This window comes from Vibrio ezurae NBRC 102218 (assembly GCF_000467185.1).
GTDB classification, from domain to species: Bacteria; Pseudomonadota; Gammaproteobacteria; order Enterobacterales; family Vibrionaceae; genus Vibrio; species Vibrio ezurae.
Genome location: NZ_BATM01000055.1, coordinates 20608 through 38489, shown reverse-complemented (window position 1 = coordinate 38489; position 17882 = coordinate 20608). Strand labels below are relative to the sequence as shown.

Below are 17882 nucleotides of genomic sequence, written 5' to 3'. Positions count from 1 at the left end.
AATGCTCAAAAAGAGACGTTATGGATTTGATAAATAAAGGGTGTATGAGGTAGATGCCAAAACTATACGTAGCCAGTTGCGACAGCTTTAAGTCTCTATTGAGGTGTTGTTTTATCAGGAAAAACAGCGCCGTTGAAGCTAAGACAACATTGACGCTTAAGTAAGAGTAAAAATACAAATGGCTAATGAAATAGCTGCCCACTATGGTGGTGATTACGCCTGTCATCAGTGCGACTGTTGCCCACGTAGAGTTGATCGTTATCTTGTATCTTCCAATATATCCACCTAAGCAGAAATAACCGATATAGTTTAAAAACTCATGGGTAAACAAGCTAATTTTTGCGTTCAAATTGAAATACAGCAACACGATATCAGATACGGCAGACAGCATGGCTAAAGCAAAGCACAGGCATATCAGAAGCCGTAATTCCTGTTGTGTAACAGAATGGCAAATGATCCTTAATGCGGGGGTGATGAGATACAAGAAGGGTATCATGAACAAATACCATAGGTGGTAGTATGGCTCTCCTAATACCCAGCCTTTTGCAACAGTAAAATACGCGCTGGATAAGTCGTCGTTTAGAGCATGTTTTAATATCACCCACAATGAGTAAAACACAGACCAAAACAGCAAAGGGCTTAAAATTCGCCGACAGCGCTTTTTGAAGAAGCAGCGATGGCTTTCATTTTTGTTTAACAAAAAATAGCCACTGATCATGACAAACAGTGGGATACACCACAGAGTAGCCGAGATGTAAATGTTGCCTGACCACCAATTCGCACTGCCATAGAGTGGATTGTGCACATCGATGTCACTGACAAACTCGGAAGCGACATGCAGTAGCACCACCGCAATGACGCTTAATGCTCGCAGGTTGTCCGCCCATAGCTGGCGTGAGTGGTGGGTTTGATTCACTATTTTTATCTCAAAGTCATTTCAGTCAATCCAATACTAATCGTACTCGATAACGGCGTTAGAATTTTTGAACACTTACTTAGTGTGATTGGTATGACATTATTTGCGACCATTCACTCGTTCCACTTGCGCGAATGTACAACCTATTAAAAAGGGCCTGAATATCATATTCAGACCCTTTGTTTTTATGGGTATCACTTACCAGATATAGGCAAGTTTAATCCGCCAATTACATGCGCTCTAGAGTTTCAATACCCAGTAGAGATAGACCTTGTTTGATGGTCTTCGCTGTAAGCGCAGCCAGTTGTAGACGGCTTTGTTTAATCGCTTCGTCTTCTGCGACTAAGATAGGGCAGGCTTCGTAGAAGCTAGAGAATTGACCAGCTAGTTCAAATAGGTAGCTACACATGATGTGTGGCTGACCTTCACGAGCGACAGATTGTACTGCTTCTTCAAACTGTAGCAGTTTAGCGATAAGCGCTTTTTCTTTTTCATCAGTCACGATGATATCGCCTTGCAAGTCATCCATAGACACGCCCGCTTTAGCAAAAACAGAGGCTACACGAGTGTACGCGTATTGCATGTAAGGCGCTGTATTGCCTTCAAAGGCTAACATGTTGTCCCAATCGAACACGTAGTCTGTCGTGCGGTGTTTAGATAGGTCAGCGTATTTCACGGCTGCCATTGCCACTGTCGTTGCGATTGATTTCTTCTCATCTTCTGCAAGATCAGGGTTTTTAGACTCAATCAGTTTTTGAGCGCGTTCTTCAGCTTCGTCCAGTAGATCCACTAGGCGAACTGTACCGCCAGCGCGGGTTTTGAACGGACGACCGTCTTTACCTAGCATCATGCCAAAGGCGTGGTGCTCTAATGATACTTCTTCTGGCACATAGCCTGCTTTACGCACGATAGTCCAAGCTTGCATTAAGTGCTGATGTTGGCGTGAATCGATGAAGTAAAGAACGCGGTCTGCGCCAAGTTCTTCATAACGGTATTTTGCACACGCAATATCTGTGGTGGTGTATAGGAAGCCACCGTCACGTTTTTGCACGATAACGCCCATAGGGTCGCCATCTTTGTTTTTGTACTCATCAAGGAATACTACTTGAGCGCCGTCATCTTCTTGCGCCAAGCCTTTTTCTTTAAGGTCAGCTACCACATTAGCTAGCATGTGGTTGTATTGGCTCTCACCCATCACGTCGTCACGAGTCAGTGATACGTTTAGGCGGTCATAGTTAAGCTGGTTTTGTTGCATGGTGATATCAACCAGCTTTCTCCACATATCAACGCAGAATTTGTCGCCACTTTGCAGCTTAACAACGTAGCTACGAGCTTTAACCGCGAACGCTTCGTCTTCGTCGTACAGTTTTTTAGATTCGCGGTAGAAGCCTTCCAGATCAGACAGTTTCATGGAAACTTCGCCTTCTTGCTCTTGAACGCGTTCAAGGTTAGCAATCAGCATACCGAACTGGGTACCCCAATCACCAATGTGGTTGGCGCGAACCACTTTATGACCTAAGAATTCTAATGTACGTACAACTGCATCACCAATGATGGTTGAACGTAGGTGGCCTACGTGCATTTCTTTAGCAACGTTTGGCGCAGAGTAATCCGCGACAATGGTTTTTGGTGTTTCAGCGGCTACGCCAAGACGAGAGTCAGCCAGTGCTACTTTTGCTGATTTAGCCAGAAACTCTTCGCTAAGGAAGATGTTGATAAAGCCAGGGCCAGCAATTTCTGTTTTGCTAGCGATACCATCAAGGTCTAGGTGCTCAAGCACTTTTTGAGCAAATTCTCGTGGGTTTGTACCTAGTCGTTTTGCTACGCCCATTACGCCGTTGGCTTGGTAATCACCAAACTGAGCTTTTGCAGATTGACGCACTGCCGCTGGGCTACCCGCTGGGGCGCCTGCAGCTTCTAGTGCTTGAGATACTTTGTCGTTAATAAGTGCTTGAATATTCACACGCAATTCCTTCAATTCAAGGAGTGTCAAGAAAGCTAATAAAGTGCTTTCGTGCCGTAGTTCACAAAAATGTAGGTAATAATAACAAGTTAATGCCCAATCTAAAAGTGCTCCAATGAGTCCAATCTCGAATAAATCTATAGTAAAACTCTGTGTTGCAGGTAAACTTTTGCAAAAGCGTTAAAAAATGAAGAAAAGGCTAAAAAATGACACCTTTATTCGCAGCCGGCCTGCACCCGCAACAGATGCTAGAACGAGTGGAAGCGTTTGCGCAAAAGATAGAAGCATTAGGGCTGGAGATCGGCTTAGATCTGACTCAATTTCAGGCCGATCATATTGCGCTGCGTATCAATGACGCGCAGTTAGCCAAATTGGCACATCAAGCGTGGTTAGAACAGGGACAGATACTGTCAGAAGCGCAGATTAATGGCAGACCAATCGTGGTCATCGCTTTTAATACGCCCATTCAGGTAGGCACTTGGTCTATAGAGTGTTTGGAGCTTCCATACCCAGCTGCGGGCAAAACCTATCCGGCTCAAGATTGGGAACATATTGAATTTGTGGTGCCGTCAGATAAAGAACACGCCAGTGACTATTTAGCTGATTTACAGCAGCGCTTTACTCGCTTTTTACCTAATGATGATTTGAAAATGAAATTGTCGAGCCCAAAAGGCGAAGGGGAGCGTTTAGCCAATCCAACCATAGCCTTTAAAAAGGACGGGGTTTGCATCAAACTGCATCCGCACTCTTTAAAACGCATTGTTGAATCAGAGCAAGCATAAGCAACTGCCGATTATGGCGCAGTTGCTTACTGTTTATTTTTATAAGGCGTTTATAAAATAGCGCCCTTATAAAATAACCGTTTTATTGCCGTACACAAATACGTGGTCATTCACCACTTTATTGAGCGCTTTACTCAACACGTTTTTCTCAACATCACGACCGGCTTGCGCCATATCTTGCGCACTAAAGTTGTGATCAACAGGAATTACGTCTTGTTTGATGATTGGGCCTTCATCGAGATCATTCGTCACAAAGTGCGCCGTGGCACCGATGATTTTCACGCCGCGCTCATACGCTTGCAGATAAGGTTTTGCGCCGATAAATGCTGGTAAGAAGCTATGGTGAATATTGATGATGCGATTTTGATAATGCTCAACAAAGCTTGGGGTTAAAATACGCATGTATTTTGCCAAAACGATGTAGTCAGCTTCAAAGCTATCAATAGCTTCTTGAACTTTCAGTTCATGGCCTTCGCGAGATAAGCCTTCGTGGCTAACATGGCGAAATGGAATATCAAACTTCTCGACCAATGGTTGCAGAATATCGTAGTTGCTGACCACAGCAGTGATATCGACATTCAAGCTACCGTCGAAGGTCTTCATTAGAATGTCGCCAAGGCAGTGTGATTCTTTGGTGACGAGCACCACCACTTTTTTCTTGCTTGAATCAACCAGTGTCTTCTCTGCATTATTTGGCAGTGCAAAGTCGAGGTCTTCTTTAAATACCGAATCGTTGAAGTTGCCTTCAAGCTCGGTGCGCATGAAGAAATGCCCGCTAGTATTATCCACAAACTCGTTGTTGTGGATGATGTTCAGTTGGTGTTTGTAACAGATATTAGTGATCTTTGCGATCAAGCCAGGCTCATCTGTGCAATGCGTGAGTAGGGTTTTTCTTTCCATGATAACTCTTTGATAACAGGTTGATAATGATTGATGATTTTTCATCCTCATTCTTGACAGTATCGAATTATCGTCTAGCTTGCAAATTGATCCGCTTATGCTGTCGGGTATCGCACCTGCGCCTAAAAGCTGACATAATTATTTTTTGATGCACAAAACGGATCTAAAGGCTTTTTTTGAATATCAGCACGGTTTTTTCTCGCGATGGCGCTCTTGGTAAAGCAATCTCTGGTTTTCAGCCAAGGGATGAGCAAACGCGTATGGCGCAAAGTGTCGTGCAAGCCATCAAAGAACAAAGTCAGCTGGTGGTGGAAGCGGGCACGGGTACGGGTAAAACCTTTGCTTACCTAGCGCCTGCGTTATTAAGTGGTAAAAAAACCATAGTCTCAACGGGTTCAAAAAACCTGCAAGAGCAGTTGTATCACCGCGACCTGCCGCTAATGAAAGACGCGCTAGGCTTTACGGGGCGTATTGCATTGCTAAAGGGTCGCTCCAATTACCTGTGCTTAGACCGATTAAGCCGTCAGCTGGTGGAAAGTCATAGCCACGATTCTGACCCGCAACTGTTGAGTCAGCTAGTTAAAGTGCGCTCTTGGTCGTCTTCGACTCAAAGTGGCGATCTGGGTGAGTGTGAAGACTTGGCCGAAGACAGTAAGGTGATCCCAGATATCACTTCGACCAATGAAAACTGTCTTGGTAAAGAGTGCCCAAGTTTTAACGAGTGTTTTGTTTTTAAAGCGCGCGCTAAAGCCTTAGAAGCGGATTTAGTGGTGGTCAATCACCACCTGTTTTTAGCGGATATGGCGGTTAAAGAAACCGGCTTTGGTGAATTATTGCCAGAGGCAGAAGTGTTTATTTTCGATGAAGCGCATCAAATTCCAGATATTGCCAGCCAATACTTTGGGCAGTCGATGAGCTCCAAGCAAATTGCCGATTTAGCTAAAGACATCGAAATTGGCTATCGCACCGAAGCCAAAGACATGCGTCAGTTGCAAAAAGTGGCGGATAAATTAATCAGCTCAGCTTCTGAAATGCGCCTCGCATTAGGTGAACCGGGCTTTCGTGGCAATTGGCGTGACGCATTAAAAAATCCCAAAGTACAACGCGAAATCGAGCGTTTGCAAGATGCGCTGTCCTTGTGCCGAGAAGTCTTGAAAGTGGCCTTGGGGCGAAGTCAGTTGCTCGATACTGCTTTTGATCGCACCACCCAGATCCAAAATAGACTGACGCGAGTTTGTGATATCTCAATCATGGGCTATTCGTATTGGTTTGAGTGCACCCCTCGTCATTTCTCTTTGAACATCACTCCGTTATCGGTGGCGAACAAGTTTCAAGAGCAAGTGGATAATCACGGCGGCACTTGGATATTCACCTCGGCAACTCTTTCGGTGTCTGGGGACTTTCATTACTTCACCTCTCGCTTAGGATTAAATACTGAGCACAGTTTGGCGCTGAACAGCCCCTTTGATTATCAGTCTCAAGCCCGATTGTGCGTGCCACGATACTTACCAGAACCTAACAGCCCGCAAATGGCGAAGACACTGGTGTCGATGTTAACGCCAGTCATCGAAGCAAACAAAGGGCGCTGTTTTTGCCTATGCACCTCACATGCCATGATGAAAGATCTCACTGAGCGCTTTCGTCAGCGTCTAGAGTTTCCAGTATTGATGCAAGGGGAAAGCAGTAAACAGGCACTGCTAAAAGAGTTTACTGAATTAGGCGATGCACTGCTGGTGGCAACGGGCGCATTTTGGGAAGGGATAGATGTTAGAGGTGATGCGTTAAGCTGTGTTATTATTGACAAATTACCCTTTACCGCCCCAGATGATCCATTATTAAAAGCGCGCATTGAAGATTGTAAGCTCAATGGCGGTGAACCCTTTTTTGATGTTCAACTTCCAGATGCGGTGATCGCATTAAAACAGGGGGTTGGGCGTCTAATTCGAGACAAAAGCGATAAAGGTGCGTTGATTATCTGTGATAATCGTTTAGTCACTCGTGATTACGGCAAAATGTTTTTATCCAGTTTGCCGCCGATACCGCGCACCCGCAGTCTATCAAATACGATACATTTTTTGCAGTCAGGGAACGATGAAAGCGTTTCAGACTCATAATAAGCACAACGAATAACTGAGAAATAGATGAAAGCAAAAATTCTAGCACTAGATACTTCCACTGAATTTTGTTCAGCCGCTCTTATGATTGACGGCGAAGTATTGTTTAGCGGTGAAGTGGCTCCTAGAGAGCACACCACCAAGATCTTACCTATGGTTGATAAATTACTGGTGGATGCTGGCGTTAAATTAACGGATTTAGATGCGTTAGCATTTGGTCGCGGTCCGGGCAGCTTCACTGGGGTAAGAATTGGCATTGGTATCGCACAAGGGCTAGCGTTTGGCGCGGACTTACCTATGTTAGGCGTGTCTACTTTGCAGGCCATGGCGCAAGGCGCGTATCGCGTTCAAGGTGCCACTCATGTTGCCGCGGCAATTGATGCGCGTATGAGTGAGGTGTACTGGGCGCGTTACAGCCGTTTAGCGTCCGGAAAATGGCAAACTCAAGATGCTGAATGTGTCATTCCACCACAACAACTTGTCGCACAAGACGTTAAAAGTAGCGACGTATGGGCGCAAGTGGGTACAGGTTGGGAAGCGTATGCTGATGAGCTTAGCGCACTTAATCTGCAACGCAGTGAAACAGGTGTACTTTACCCTGAATCTCAAGATATTGTGGTATTGGCACAGCATGAGTTAGAAGCCGGTAATCAAATGGACGCAGAGCAGGCGTCTCCTGTGTATTTGCGTGACAAGGTTGCTTGGAAAAAATTACCGGGTCGTGAGTAAATCACTGACGCATCCACATCACAGTGATTGGTATAGTACAGGGAGGTAGTATGTTTAGATTTTTAAGTGTGTTGATTTTGGGGGCGATAATGGCGGGTTGTAGCTCATTGCCCGAAGCCCTAGTCTCGAAAAACGATGCGGTAGTCACAGACTACGATACTTGGCTTAATGACGAGCAAGGCGATACCGCTGAGCTGCGCCTTGGCGGCGTGATTGCAAAAGTCACTAACCTTGAAAGTAAGACACGTTTAGAGTTAGTGAATTTGCCGATTAATAGCGGCGGGAAACCGGATATCAATGTCGAACCTCAAGGACGATTTGTGGCTTATATTGATGGGTTTGTCGATCCCACTACTTTTTCTGAAGGTCGTTTGGTCACTGTGTTAGGCAAAGCAGATGGCATTGAAGAGGGGAAAGTAGGGGAGTTCAACTATCGCTTTCCTGTGATGAAAGCCTCGGGTTATCACTTGTGGCAAATTCGTGAAAAAGTGATTGTGTACGACCAGCCGATTAATGGCTTTCCTTGTCGTTCATTACATTGTCGTCAAGCTCGCTATGGTTACGGTCCAACCACTGGACAAGTTATCCAGAGCGTAGAGTAGTGTTTGAAGAGCAGACTTTTCAGGTTCGTGAGTACGTGTTATCCGCACTCTCTTATGAGCCTGAAAACGCAACAAAGTGCCTGTTATTTGTGCACGGTTGGCTAGACAACGCCGCATCGTTTACCCCTCTATTAAAAGAAATACAGGCACACAACCCTAATCTAAAGTTGGTGGCGCTGGATCTTCCTGGTCACGGTTTAAGCTCTCATGCTAGAGACGGGTTCTATCCTTTCCACGATTATATTGATGTGCTGCACCAAGTCGTGATGCAGCTTAAAGAAGAGCTTAAATCACACAGCTCATGCCCTTTGGTATTGATTGGACATTCTTTAGGCGCACTGGTGGCCAGTTGCTACAGCGCGGCATTTCCTGAGCATATTGATCATCTAGTGCAAATAGAAGGTTATGGCCCTATTTCAGAGCCAGAGAACAATGCGTTACAGCGATTGAGGAAAGGGGTGATCAGTCGTCAGTGGCTCATGCAAAAGCCACAACGGTATTTTAATAGCATCGATGAGATGCGAGACTTACGCGCCGCGCGATATGGCTTGACCCCAGCTCAAATTGCCCCGCTGGTGGAGCGAGACAGCCTGCATTGTGAAAAAGGCTGGCAATGGCGACATGACAATAAACTTAAAGCACAGTCGTTATATCGTATGTCGCAGCGCCATGCACAGCAGGTCATTGAGGCATTGCCCAACTCCAACTTACTTATTTTGGGTGAAAGCGGCTTTAAGGATTTAGACGTGCATTGTGCTTCACACACTCAAATTGTGCAGGTGAAAGGTGGACACCATTGCCATTACACGTCACCACACCAAGTAGCAGTCTCAATTTTTGAGCTGATTTTGCCTAAATAGTGAGCTTTTGTGACTCAAGTTTGAGTGAATATCAAAATTCCTACTATCTTGTAGTGGAATAGTAATAAAACAAATAAATTCAACCTGATAGTCGTATATAATGCGCTACTATTTTTCTCAGGAGTAATAACGTGAATAAACCTTGGCTCTCTCGATATCCTTCTGACGTTCCAGAGACGATCGACCCAGATTCTTATTCTTCTTTGATCGAGATGTTCGAAAACAGCGTGCAAAAATTTGCCGATCAGCCCGCTTTCACTAATATGGGCTCGGTAATGACTTACCGAAAACTCGAAGAAAGAAGTCGTGCATTTGCCGCGTATCTGCAAAATGAATTAAAGCTGAAAAAAGGCGACCGAGTTGCCTTAATGATGCCAAACTTGCTGCAATACCCTATTGCTTTGTTTGGCGTATTGCGTGCCGGTTGTATCGCGGTCAACGTAAATCCTTTGTATACCCCACGTGAGCTTGAACATCAGCTCAATGATGCGCAGGTGGAAACCATTGTTATCGTATCCAACTTTGCCAATACGTTAGAGCAAATTGTAGATAACACATCGGTGAAAAATGTGGTTCTGACTAGCCTAGGACAAATGTTACCTAGAGCGAAAGGCACTGTGGTTGATTTTGTCGTGAAATACGTGAAAGGCATGGTACCTAAGTATGACCTGCCTGGCGCAATCTCTTTTAGAAAAGCACTGTATAAAGGCCGTCGCCTGCAATACGTAAAACCGTTCTTAAGCGGTGAAGACATTGCCTTCTTGCAATACACGGGCGGCACGACTGGTGTGGCAAAAGGCGCAGTGCTGACACACCGCAATATGGTTGCTAACGTACTGCAAGCAAAAGGGGCTTACCTAGGTAAGCTTGAAGTAGGCAAAGAGTTAGTTGTAACGGCACTGCCGCTTTACCATATCTTTGCACTGACGGTAAATGGACTATTGTTCTTAGAGTTGGGTGCGAATAACTTGCTGATTACGAACCCTCGTGATATCCCGACTTTTGTTAAAGAACTGAAGAAAGTGCCTTTTACGGCGATTACTGGCGTAAATACCTTGTTTAATGCTTTGGTCAATAACGAAGACTTCCATGAGCTTGACTTTAGCCACATGCATTTGTCCGTTGGCGGTGGTATGGCGGTACAAAAAGTTGTGGCGGATAAATGGAAAAAGACCACAGGTGTCTTTTTGCTAGAAGGTTATGGCTTGACTGAATGTTCACCACTGGTATCAGGGTGTCCACACGACATGAGTGATTACAACGGCTCAATTGGTCTACCTGTACCCTCTACCGAAGTGCGCATAGTAAACGACGAAGGTGAAGTACTGCCAAATACCGAAGTGGGAGAGTTGCAAGTACGCGGCCCTCAGGTTATGCAAGGATATTGGCAACGTCCTGAAGCCACGCGTGAAGTGATTTCGCAAGACGGTTGGTTATCAACAGGTGATGTGGTTAAGTTTGACGAAGAAGGCTTCTTACACATTGTTGATCGCAAGAAAGATATGATTTTGGTTTCAGGATTTAACGTCTATCCAAATGAGATTGAAGATGTGGTTGCATTGCACGGCAAAGTACTAGAAGTGGCTGCCATTGGTGAACCGCATGAAGTTTCGGGAGAAGTGGTTAAGATTTGCGTGGTGAAGCGCGATCCTTCTTTGACTAAAGAGGAGCTAATTAGCCATTGCCGTCAGCACCTTACTGGTTATAAAGTACCGAAGATCGTGACCTTTATGGACGATTTACCGAAAACCAATGTCGGTAAGATTTTGCGTCGTGAGCTTCGTAGCGAAACAGAAACCGAAAAATCGGCATAGTGATAAACTAGTTATTGCGGTAAACCCGTTATAGTATAAACCGATACGGAACATAAGCCCTCACTAAGCAGATGCTATTGGCACATGCAATGTGGGGGCGTTTTAATTAGGGTATAAAGCATTTTGAATTATCAGATAGTCACAGACACTCAAACTCTGGCACAAGCGTGTCATCAAGCACGACAGAAATCAGCCGTTATGTTGGATACTGAGTTTGTGCGTACCCGCACGTTTTTCCCTCAGCTTGGCCTAGTACAAATGTACGACGGTGAGCTTCTGAGCCTAATTGATACCTCTGTCATTGACGATATCACGCCAATGGTTGAACTGCTGCAAGACCAAGATTTACTTAAAGTGTTGCATGCTTGCGGTGAAGATATCGAAGTGTTCCAGCATCACTTCCAAACGATTCCGACACCAATGGTTGATACTCAGGTGATGGCGGCATTTTTAGGTCACGGACTGTCTACCGGCTTTGCGAGCCTTGTGAATGAATATTTGTCGGTTGAGTTAGATAAGAGTGAAGCGCGTACTGATTGGTTGGCAAGACCGCTTACGCCGAAACAATTAGACTATGCGGCAGCGGATGTTTTTTACCTTCAGCCTCTATTTGACAAGCTGCAAGCGTCGCTGCAAGAGTCAGGCTATTGGGGTGATGCATTGCAAGAATCAGAGCTGCAAGTGTCTAAACGCATTCGTCATCACGAACCAGAAAAAGCCTATTTAGATATTAAAGGGGCTTGGCAGTTGTCACCGAAACAACTTAGTGTACTCAAGCCATTAGCCACTTGGCGCTATGAAATGGCATTGCGTAAAGATTTGGCGCTTAACTTTGTATTTAAAGAAGCCGATTTATTAACGGTAGCTCGTTTTAACTTAACCTCTAGCCGTGAAATGGAGCGTCAGCAGTGTGATGTACGCTCAGTGCGTCGTTACAGTGCAGTGATTGCTAACATTGTACGTAAAGCACAAGCTACGCCAGAGTCAGAGTGGCCACAAAAGGTGGATCGTTTGGTGGATTTGCCTACTTATAAGCAAACATTCAAAGTGTTAAAAGACGAAGTGAATAAGGTGGTGAAACAGTCGCACCTTGCTCCTGAATTTTTAGCCTCAAAAAAGCAAGTTAATCAGTTGATTTCTTGGGTTTGGCGAAAGAATCAAGCGGTTGAGTCGACGCCTGATTTAATGCAAGGTTGGCGCAAGCCGTTATTGGGCGATAAATTACTAGAAAAACTAAAGTAAAATGAGCCGCTAAAACTTAAGATAAAAAAGAGGCGATGAATATTCATCGCCTTTCTCTTCATGGTGCTACTGATTTGGCTTACGCTATTCTTCTTCAGGAAGTTTAACGTTGAGCTCTAGCACTGAAATATCGTCGTCCTTTTGTTCAAAAGAAACGTTCACCATATCCGGTTCGACTTCCACATACTTACTGATCACACGCAGAATATCCGCTTTAAGTTCAGGTAAGTAAGAGGGTGCTGGATCGTCGTGGCTACGGCGCTCAGCAACGATGATCTGTAAACGTTCTTTGGCAACGTTGGCCGTCGATTTCTTTTTAGGTCGGAAAAATTCTAATAGAGACATAGAGCAATTAACCTCCAAATAGACGCTTAAAGATACCTTTCTTCGGTTCGGTTAGGAATCGAAACTCAATTTCTTCACCAAGTAGACGTTGCACAGTGTCGTGGTAAGCCATACCTGCATCAGATTGCTCGTCAAAGATCACCGGAATACCTTTGTTAGAGGCGTTTAGTACGGCTTGGCTTTCTGGGATAACACCCAGTAGGTTGATGTGTAGGATTTCTTCTACATCTTCAACACTTAGCATTTCACCTTGCGTTACGCGAGCAGGGTGATAGCGAGTCAGCAATAGATGAGTTTTTACCGGTTCAAGATCTTGCTCAGCACGGCGAGACTTAGAGTCAAGAATCCCTAAAATACGGTCTGAATCGCGAACAGAGGAGACTTCAGGGTTTGTGGTGACCACCGCTTCATCAGCAAAGTAAAGTGCCATTAGCGCGCCTTGCTCGATGCCTGCTGGAGAGTCACAGATAATGAAGTCAAACTCCATTTCATCCAGTTCGTTAAACACGCGTTGCACGCCTTCTTTCGAAAGGGCATCTTTGTCACGAGTTTGCGATGCAGGAAGAATAAATAGATTTTCTGTACGTTTGTCTTTAATCAGCGCTTGATTAAGCGTTGCTTCACCATTGATAACGTTAACGAAATCATAAACAACTCGACGCTCACAACCCATAATAAGGTCTAAGTTTCTCAGGCCTATATCAAAATCGATAACCGCGGTCTTCTTACCTTGCAGGGCAAGACCCGATGCAATAGCAGCACTAGAGGTGGTTTTCCCTACGCCGCCTTTTCCTGAAGTGACAACAATGATACGTGCCATACTTTATCCTTTATCCTTTATTTAATGTTGAGAAAGTCACAGTGCAGAGTTTGATCCGTCAAACTTAAGATCACTTGCTCTCCCCAGTAGTGAGATTCGATTTGTTCGCTAAGCCAATAGTTCCCAGCGATAGAAACTAATTCGGCTTGCATGTTATGACAAATTATTGATGCGTCTTGCCCACTTGCTCCTGCTAGAGCGCGTCCGCGTAACGTGCCATAAATATGAATGTTGCCATCAGCGATAACCTCTGCGCCAGCACTGACGTGATTGAGGATAATAAGATCGCTGTCTTTTGCATAAATTTGCTGTCCTGAACGCACAGGGTTACGAATAATCTTACTTGGCGTTATTTCTACAGGTGCTTTGTCAGGTCGATTTGTGCCTGTCATCACTGCAAGCCCTGCTTCTCTAGCGCATTTTTCTAAATGTTTATCCGCACATTCAGTCACACCGACAGGAACCATCCCAATGTTAATAATACCTTGCTTTAGCTGTACCAGATCTAACTCGGAACTGGCTTGTGATAAATTAATCACTAATGGCGCCGATTTAAAAAAAGCTGGAGCTTTGGCTACTTTCTCATCCAAGTAACAAATTGCTGAAGCAGTGCTGTGTTCATACATATGAAGCACAGTGAGTGGAAAACTGGTTCCCTTTAAGTCTGGAGTTTGAGACATCGAAGCTAGCCTTGGCATATAATCAAACAATTACTTGTCATGTTATCCATCGAAGCGACACTCGACAAGTAAACTTGTTGTCAAATATTAGTTTTAGACTCAAAATCAGCTTAAGTCTTTAAAAACTCTGTTTTAACTACTTAAGATAAGATATGAACCCAATAGATCAAGGCCATATATGATTTGTGCAATTTATAAAAGTAACAAAAAACAAGGTATGTATCTTTACATTACCAAAAAAGATGATTTCTCTTCTGTCCCAGATCAATTGATGGAAATGTTTGGTAAACCTACCATGGTAATGGTTGTTAACTTGGCCAAGCGCGATCTTGCGACTGTAGATGTGGCAAAAGTCAAAGCATCATTAATTGAAGATGGCTACTTCTTGCAACTGCCACCTCCGGTAGAAAATGAACTGGAAAATTACAAACTACGCAAAAAACAGCAAGGTGATCGCGCTGAATAACACAATTTGTAGAGAGGCAACACTATGATAAGGATATTTAAGTGTAAAAAGCGCCTTGGTCTGATGTTATTGGCAAACAGCCTGTTTGTGTCTGCCAATGATCAGGTTTCTGGACGTGATATTAGTTTTGATAGCTATGTTAAAAATTTAAAAACAGCGGCCTTAGAGCAAGGCATCACCTCTAAAACGGTTGATAGTGCGTTTCAAAATGTGCAGTTTAAACCTAGGGCGATTTCCGCTGATCGTTCACAACCTGAAAATAAGATCACGTTGGATGCGTATCTTCCTCGCGCCGTACCACAATGGAAGGTAAGGCAAGCCAATCAAAAATACCGCCAATATCAAACTGAATTAGAACGCATTGGCGCACAATATGGCGTTCAACCTCGTTTTATTGTGGCGTTGTGGGGTGTAGAAAGTAATTTTGGTGCGCTTACCGGCGGATACAATGTGATTGATGCGTTATCTACCATGGCTTATGAGGGGCGTCGAGAGTCCTTTTTCCGCAGTGAACTGATGTCTGCGTTAACCATTTTAGATCAAGGGCATATTAGCGCCGCCAATATGAAAGGTTCATGGGCGGGCGCGATGGGGCAACCGCAGTTTATGCCCAGTTCATTTTTAAAATACGCCGCGGATGGTAACGGTGATGGCAGCAAAAATATTTGGGGTAACAAGCAAGATGTGTTTGCATCCGCAGCCAATTATTTACACACCTTTGGTTGGGATAATACCTACACTTGGGGACGACAAGTCACCTTAACGACAACTTTAGATAAATCGTTATTTGGCTTAAAGTCGCATCAAGGAAAAACACTGCAAGAGTGGCAAGCTTTAGGGGTACGGAACCTGCAAGGGCACGCTTTACCGACACTCACTACGCCAATTAAGGCATGGCTCATTGCGCCAGATTCACCTTCAGGGCGCGCCTACTTGGTGTACAACAATTATCAGGTGCTGATGAAGTGGAATCGTTCGTATTATTTTGGCTTGGCGGTCAGTCATTTAGCCGATCAGATCAAATAGCTTAAATCGAAAAATTAAAAAGCAATGAGCGAGGAAATATCCTCGCTCATTTTTATTGGTGTACTTTAAATTAAGAGTGATTTACCAAGACTTTTCACAAGCAATCATAGTGTTCTCAATTAAGCTTGCCACTGTCATAGGGCCAACGCCACCAGGAACAGGTGTAATGTAGGCAGCGCGCTGACTCGCAACGTCATATTCCACATCACCAATCAATTTACCGCTCTCTAAACGGTTGATGCCTACATCGATAACCACTGCGCCTTCTTTAATCCAATTACCCGGAATAAAATTAGGTTTGCCCACTGCAACTACCAAAATATCCGCCTGACGAACATGACCTTCTAAATCTTTAGTAAAGCGGTGACAGGTAGTGGTGGTACAGCCCGCAATTAATAGCTCCAACGTCATTGGACGACCCACAATATTGGATGCGCCCACCACAACCGCATGTTTACCGTGCGTTGGCAGATTGTAGCGCTCTAAAAGAGTGATAATCCCTTTTGGTGTACAAGAGCGAAGCTTAGGCATACGCTGCGCTAGACGGCCCACATTATATGGGTGGAAGCCATCCACGTCTTTTTCTGGAGTAATACGCTCAAGCACAGGCGTAGAATCGATGCCCGCAGGGAGAGGTAACTGAACTAAAATGCCATCGATTTCGTCATCAACGTTCAGTTGATCAATCAGCGATAACAACTCTTCTTCAGTCGCCGTAGCAGGCAGATCAAAAGACTTCGACACAAAGCCCACTTCCTCACAAGCACGACGCTTGCTCCCCACATACACTTGCGATGCAGGATCTTGACCCACAAGCACCACAGCCAAGCCCGGAGCACGCAGTCCAGCATCAGTACGAGACTTAACGCGAGCCTTTACTTCAGAACGAACAGTTTGAGAAATCAGTTTTCCATCAATATTTTGAGCAGTCATGACGATCCCTATATTAGGCAGTTCAATGTTTCGGCGCATTGTCGCAGAAAAGAAACACTTTTGCTACATAGCAAACGTTTGCCCAGCCCAATTTATATGCATATTTACTGCTGCTGACCTTTTTTTCAGCACTCAGTTCATAATGTGCAATAAAGCCGTTGACCAATGACGCTTAACTCGTATAATTCTTCCCTGTAGCGCGCCCTTAGCTCAGCTGGATAGAGCACGTCCCTTCTAAGGATGTGGTCGTAGGTTCGAATCCTACAGGGCGCGCCATATTCTATAAGGCCTGACAGCTTTTCAAGTTGTCAGGCCTTTTGCGTTTTTGGTGGTTTTTCACTTTAGTGGTCAAGTAAGTGGTCAAGTAAGAGTGAGGTTTGGTGCTACCTGATGAGCCTTATTTATGCTCATAGACTTGCATACTGAGTGCTTTCTGAAGTAAAAAGATATTTGAACAGCAGTTCGGTATGTTTGTACTAAAAGGAGCATCTATGGAAAATAGTGATTTGAAATCCAAACGGAGAAATGGTGGAGAAGGTATTTATCCAAGAGCACTCCTTAAGTTTGATTTATCAGATCCCGATTTTTTAGAGTTAGTTCAGTCTGAGAGCGTAAATAAATTACATCAAATACAGAGTCTATTAACCCACAAGCCAGAGATATTCGAACCTTCGAATAATTTAGTGTGGGAAACAATTGTTACAATTGCGAATCAGGTAAGAATTCCTTTAGTAGAAAATACCCTAAACCATATGTATCCAGTGGAAAACGGAGAGGTGAGTGTCGATAACATATTGAGGCTTGAGTCTTACGACACAAATCTAGCGATATACAAGGCCATAGGGGACGCTGTAAGCGTATACATTGATTTTTGCTACAAACACTTTATTGATTCATCATTATCCGATGATGATTATAAATTGATGATGGAAAGCTTTCTTTGCGGGGCTCAACTAACAACAGCAAACTATGAGTCATTAATTTCAGCCGCAAGTAAATTATCATTTCATGAAGCGAATGAAGAGAGAAAGAAGCAGAGTGAAGAGAAAGCGAAAAGGGCTATAGAGCTACGAGATAACTTGAAACAAGCGCATCCAACTAAAAGTGACTCTTGGATTGCAGAGCGCGTAGTAATAAAGATCACTGATGAATTAAATGCTCAACTAGCGGATGACGAAAAGAAAAGGTCAGTTTCTAAGAAGACGATTCAAAGATACTTTACTGAGGCTAATAAAAGGCAGTTATGAGCAAAAAACAGTTGCCATAAAATGAGTGGCCGAGGGGGGGCACTCTATACGGCAAATATTGATGGGTTGCTTGCTATACATTGGTTGAAATGTGAGAGGAAAAACGGTTCTATTTAAGAGCAGTTTCGTAACGCATTTTTGCCCCAAAACGGTTTAGGATATTTACCCTACACATTTAACAACTACCAATCGAAGTAAGTTTTTCTACGATTACTTCGTAATCTTTAACATTCCAGATAGACAAGTGCATGATTTTCCGAGCGGCTGAAGGAGCATGCTTGGAAAGTGTGTAAGGGCAACCCTTCGAGAGTACGAATCCATGAAAGAGGTCAATATGACCCAAGCCATTGCGCTTTCGTGGTGCTAAGAAGGAGAGCTATGCTTTCCTTTATTACAGAAGTCTTTTTATGATTTCTGTAACTTGTGGTTGGTAGAGTCTGCCA

Annotated in this window: 17 protein-coding genes and 1 tRNA gene; 11 read left to right on the top strand and 7 right to left on the bottom strand. The window is 44.2% G+C overall.

The features are described from left to right. A partial coding sequence (locus VEZ01S_RS16695; protein WP_156896035.1) for an acyltransferase occupies window positions 1-916 on the bottom strand: 916 nt, incomplete at its 3' end. A gap of 229 nt (window positions 917-1145) precedes the next feature. Continuing rightward, complete coding sequence (gene argS / locus VEZ01S_RS15555; protein WP_021715012.1) at window positions 1146-2879, bottom strand: arginine--tRNA ligase; 1734 nt, start codon at window positions 2877-2879, stop codon at window positions 1146-1148. A 206-nt stretch (window positions 2880-3085) separates the two neighbouring features. Between argS and VEZ01S_RS15550 the strand changes: the two genes are divergently transcribed. Next, window positions 3086-3661, top strand: a complete 576-nt coding sequence (locus VEZ01S_RS15550; RefSeq protein ID WP_021715011.1) for a VOC family protein — start codon at window positions 3086-3088, stop codon at window positions 3659-3661. A gap of 66 nt (window positions 3662-3727) precedes the next feature. Here VEZ01S_RS15550 and purU read toward each other — a convergent pair whose 3' ends face one another. Continuing rightward, window positions 3728-4561 (bottom strand): formyltetrahydrofolate deformylase, encoded by an 834-nt coding sequence (gene purU / locus VEZ01S_RS15545; RefSeq protein WP_021715010.1) that lies wholly within the window; start codon window positions 4559-4561, stop codon window positions 3728-3730. Window positions 4562-4737: 176 nt separating this feature from the next. Between purU and yoaA the strand changes: the two genes are divergently transcribed. The 6 genes from yoaA (at window position 4738) to rnd (ending at window position 11922) form a co-directional block, all read left to right on the top strand. After that, window positions 4738-6675, top strand: coding sequence for a DNA repair helicase YoaA (gene yoaA, locus VEZ01S_RS15540; protein ID WP_021715009.1), 1938 nt, complete (start codon window positions 4738-4740; stop codon window positions 6673-6675). Window positions 6676-6702: 27 nt separating this feature from the next. Then, window positions 6703-7404, top strand: coding sequence for a tRNA (adenosine(37)-N6)-threonylcarbamoyltransferase complex dimerization subunit type 1 TsaB (tsaB, locus tag VEZ01S_RS15535; protein WP_021715008.1), 702 nt, complete (start codon window positions 6703-6705; stop codon window positions 7402-7404). A 50-nt stretch (window positions 7405-7454) separates the two neighbouring features. Continuing rightward, window positions 7455-8006 (top strand): Slp family lipoprotein, encoded by a 552-nt coding sequence (locus VEZ01S_RS15530; protein WP_021715007.1) that lies wholly within the window; start codon window positions 7455-7457, stop codon window positions 8004-8006. Beyond that, window positions 8006-8866 (top strand): alpha/beta hydrolase, encoded by an 861-nt coding sequence (locus VEZ01S_RS15525; protein ID WP_021715006.1) that lies wholly within the window; start codon window positions 8006-8008, stop codon window positions 8864-8866. Before VEZ01S_RS15530 ends, VEZ01S_RS15525 begins: the two co-directional genes overlap by 1 nt. 131 nt (window positions 8867-8997) lie before the next feature. After that, window positions 8998-10680 carry a long-chain-fatty-acid--CoA ligase FadD gene (gene fadD, locus VEZ01S_RS15520; RefSeq protein WP_021715005.1) on the top strand — a complete coding sequence of 561 codons (1683 nt, stop codon included), beginning with the start codon at window positions 8998-9000 and terminating at the stop codon, window positions 10678-10680. A gap of 123 nt (window positions 10681-10803) precedes the next feature. Further along, window positions 10804-11922, top strand: coding sequence for a ribonuclease D (gene rnd, locus VEZ01S_RS15515; protein ID WP_021715004.1), 1119 nt, complete (start codon window positions 10804-10806; stop codon window positions 11920-11922). An 84-nt stretch (window positions 11923-12006) separates the two neighbouring features. On the opposite strand, the gene minE is transcribed toward rnd, so the two are convergent. The 3 genes from minE to minC are packed head-to-tail and all read right to left on the bottom strand — an operon-like array spanning window position 12007 to window position 13767. Further along, window positions 12007-12267 carry a cell division topological specificity factor MinE gene (minE, locus tag VEZ01S_RS15510; RefSeq protein WP_021715003.1) on the bottom strand — a complete coding sequence of 87 codons (261 nt, stop codon included), beginning with the start codon at window positions 12265-12267 and terminating at the stop codon, window positions 12007-12009. Window positions 12268-12274: 7 nt separating this feature from the next. Then, window positions 12275-13087 carry a septum site-determining protein MinD gene (gene minD, locus VEZ01S_RS15505; RefSeq protein ID WP_021715002.1) on the bottom strand — a complete coding sequence of 271 codons (813 nt, stop codon included), beginning with the start codon at window positions 13085-13087 and terminating at the stop codon, window positions 12275-12277. Window positions 13088-13104: 17 nt separating this feature from the next. After that, window positions 13105-13767: a septum site-determining protein MinC gene (gene minC / locus VEZ01S_RS15500; protein ID WP_021715001.1), complete on the bottom strand. Its 663-nt coding sequence runs from the start codon at window positions 13765-13767 to the stop codon at window positions 13105-13107. Window positions 13768-13945: 178 nt separating this feature from the next. On the opposite strand from minC, the gene VEZ01S_RS15495 reads away from it, so the two are divergent. Next, on the top strand, window positions 13946-14233 hold the full coding sequence (locus tag VEZ01S_RS15495) for a YcgL domain-containing protein (RefSeq protein WP_021715000.1): 288 nt from the start codon (window positions 13946-13948) through the stop codon (window positions 14231-14233). A 24-nt stretch (window positions 14234-14257) separates the two neighbouring features. Next, complete coding sequence (locus VEZ01S_RS15490) at window positions 14258-15259, top strand: lytic murein transglycosylase (protein WP_040891203.1); 1002 nt, start codon at window positions 14258-14260, stop codon at window positions 15257-15259. An 81-nt stretch (window positions 15260-15340) separates the two neighbouring features. On the opposite strand, the gene folD is transcribed toward VEZ01S_RS15490, so the two are convergent. Then, window positions 15341-16192 carry a bifunctional methylenetetrahydrofolate dehydrogenase/methenyltetrahydrofolate cyclohydrolase FolD gene (gene folD / locus VEZ01S_RS15485; protein WP_021714998.1) on the bottom strand — a complete coding sequence of 284 codons (852 nt, stop codon included), beginning with the start codon at window positions 16190-16192 and terminating at the stop codon, window positions 15341-15343. Window positions 16193-16391: 199 nt separating this feature from the next. Between folD and VEZ01S_RS15480 the strand changes: the two genes are divergently transcribed. Then, window positions 16392-16468, top strand: a tRNA-Arg gene (locus tag VEZ01S_RS15480). Window positions 16469-16683: 215 nt separating this feature from the next. Beyond that, window positions 16684-17439 carry a hypothetical protein gene (locus tag VEZ01S_RS15475; RefSeq protein WP_021714997.1) on the top strand — a complete coding sequence of 252 codons (756 nt, stop codon included), beginning with the start codon at window positions 16684-16686 and terminating at the stop codon, window positions 17437-17439. Window positions 17440-17882: the final 443 nt, after the last annotated feature.

Excerpts from the sequence above, each read along its gene's own strand:
- folD (WP_021714998.1), bottom strand. The coding sequence starts at position 16,192 with ATGACTGCTCAAAATATTGATGGAAAACTGATTTCTCAAACTGTTCGT.
- VEZ01S_RS15495 (WP_021715000.1), top strand. The coding sequence starts at position 13,946 with ATGATTTGTGCAATTTATAAAAGTAACAAAAAACAAGGTATGTATCTT.
- minD (WP_021715002.1), bottom strand. The coding sequence starts at position 13,087 with ATGGCACGTATCATTGTTGTCACTTCAGGAAAAGGCGGCGTAGGGAAA.
- minE (WP_021715003.1), bottom strand. The coding sequence starts at position 12,267 with ATGTCTCTATTAGAATTTTTCCGACCTAAAAAGAAATCGACGGCCAAC.
- VEZ01S_RS15490 (WP_040891203.1), top strand. The coding sequence starts at position 14,258 with ATGATAAGGATATTTAAGTGTAAAAAGCGCCTTGGTCTGATGTTATTG.
- VEZ01S_RS15550 (WP_021715011.1), top strand. The coding sequence starts at position 3,086 with ATGACACCTTTATTCGCAGCCGGCCTGCACCCGCAACAGATGCTAGAA.
- tsaB (WP_021715008.1), top strand. The coding sequence starts at position 6,703 with ATGAAAGCAAAAATTCTAGCACTAGATACTTCCACTGAATTTTGTTCA.
- VEZ01S_RS15475 (WP_021714997.1), top strand. The coding sequence starts at position 16,684 with ATGGAAAATAGTGATTTGAAATCCAAACGGAGAAATGGTGGAGAAGGT.
- minC (WP_021715001.1), bottom strand. The coding sequence starts at position 13,767 with ATGTCTCAAACTCCAGACTTAAAGGGAACCAGTTTTCCACTCACTGTG.
- purU (WP_021715010.1), bottom strand. The coding sequence starts at position 4,561 with ATGGAAAGAAAAACCCTACTCACGCATTGCACAGATGAGCCTGGCTTG.
- VEZ01S_RS15530 (WP_021715007.1), top strand. The coding sequence starts at position 7,455 with ATGTTTAGATTTTTAAGTGTGTTGATTTTGGGGGCGATAATGGCGGGT.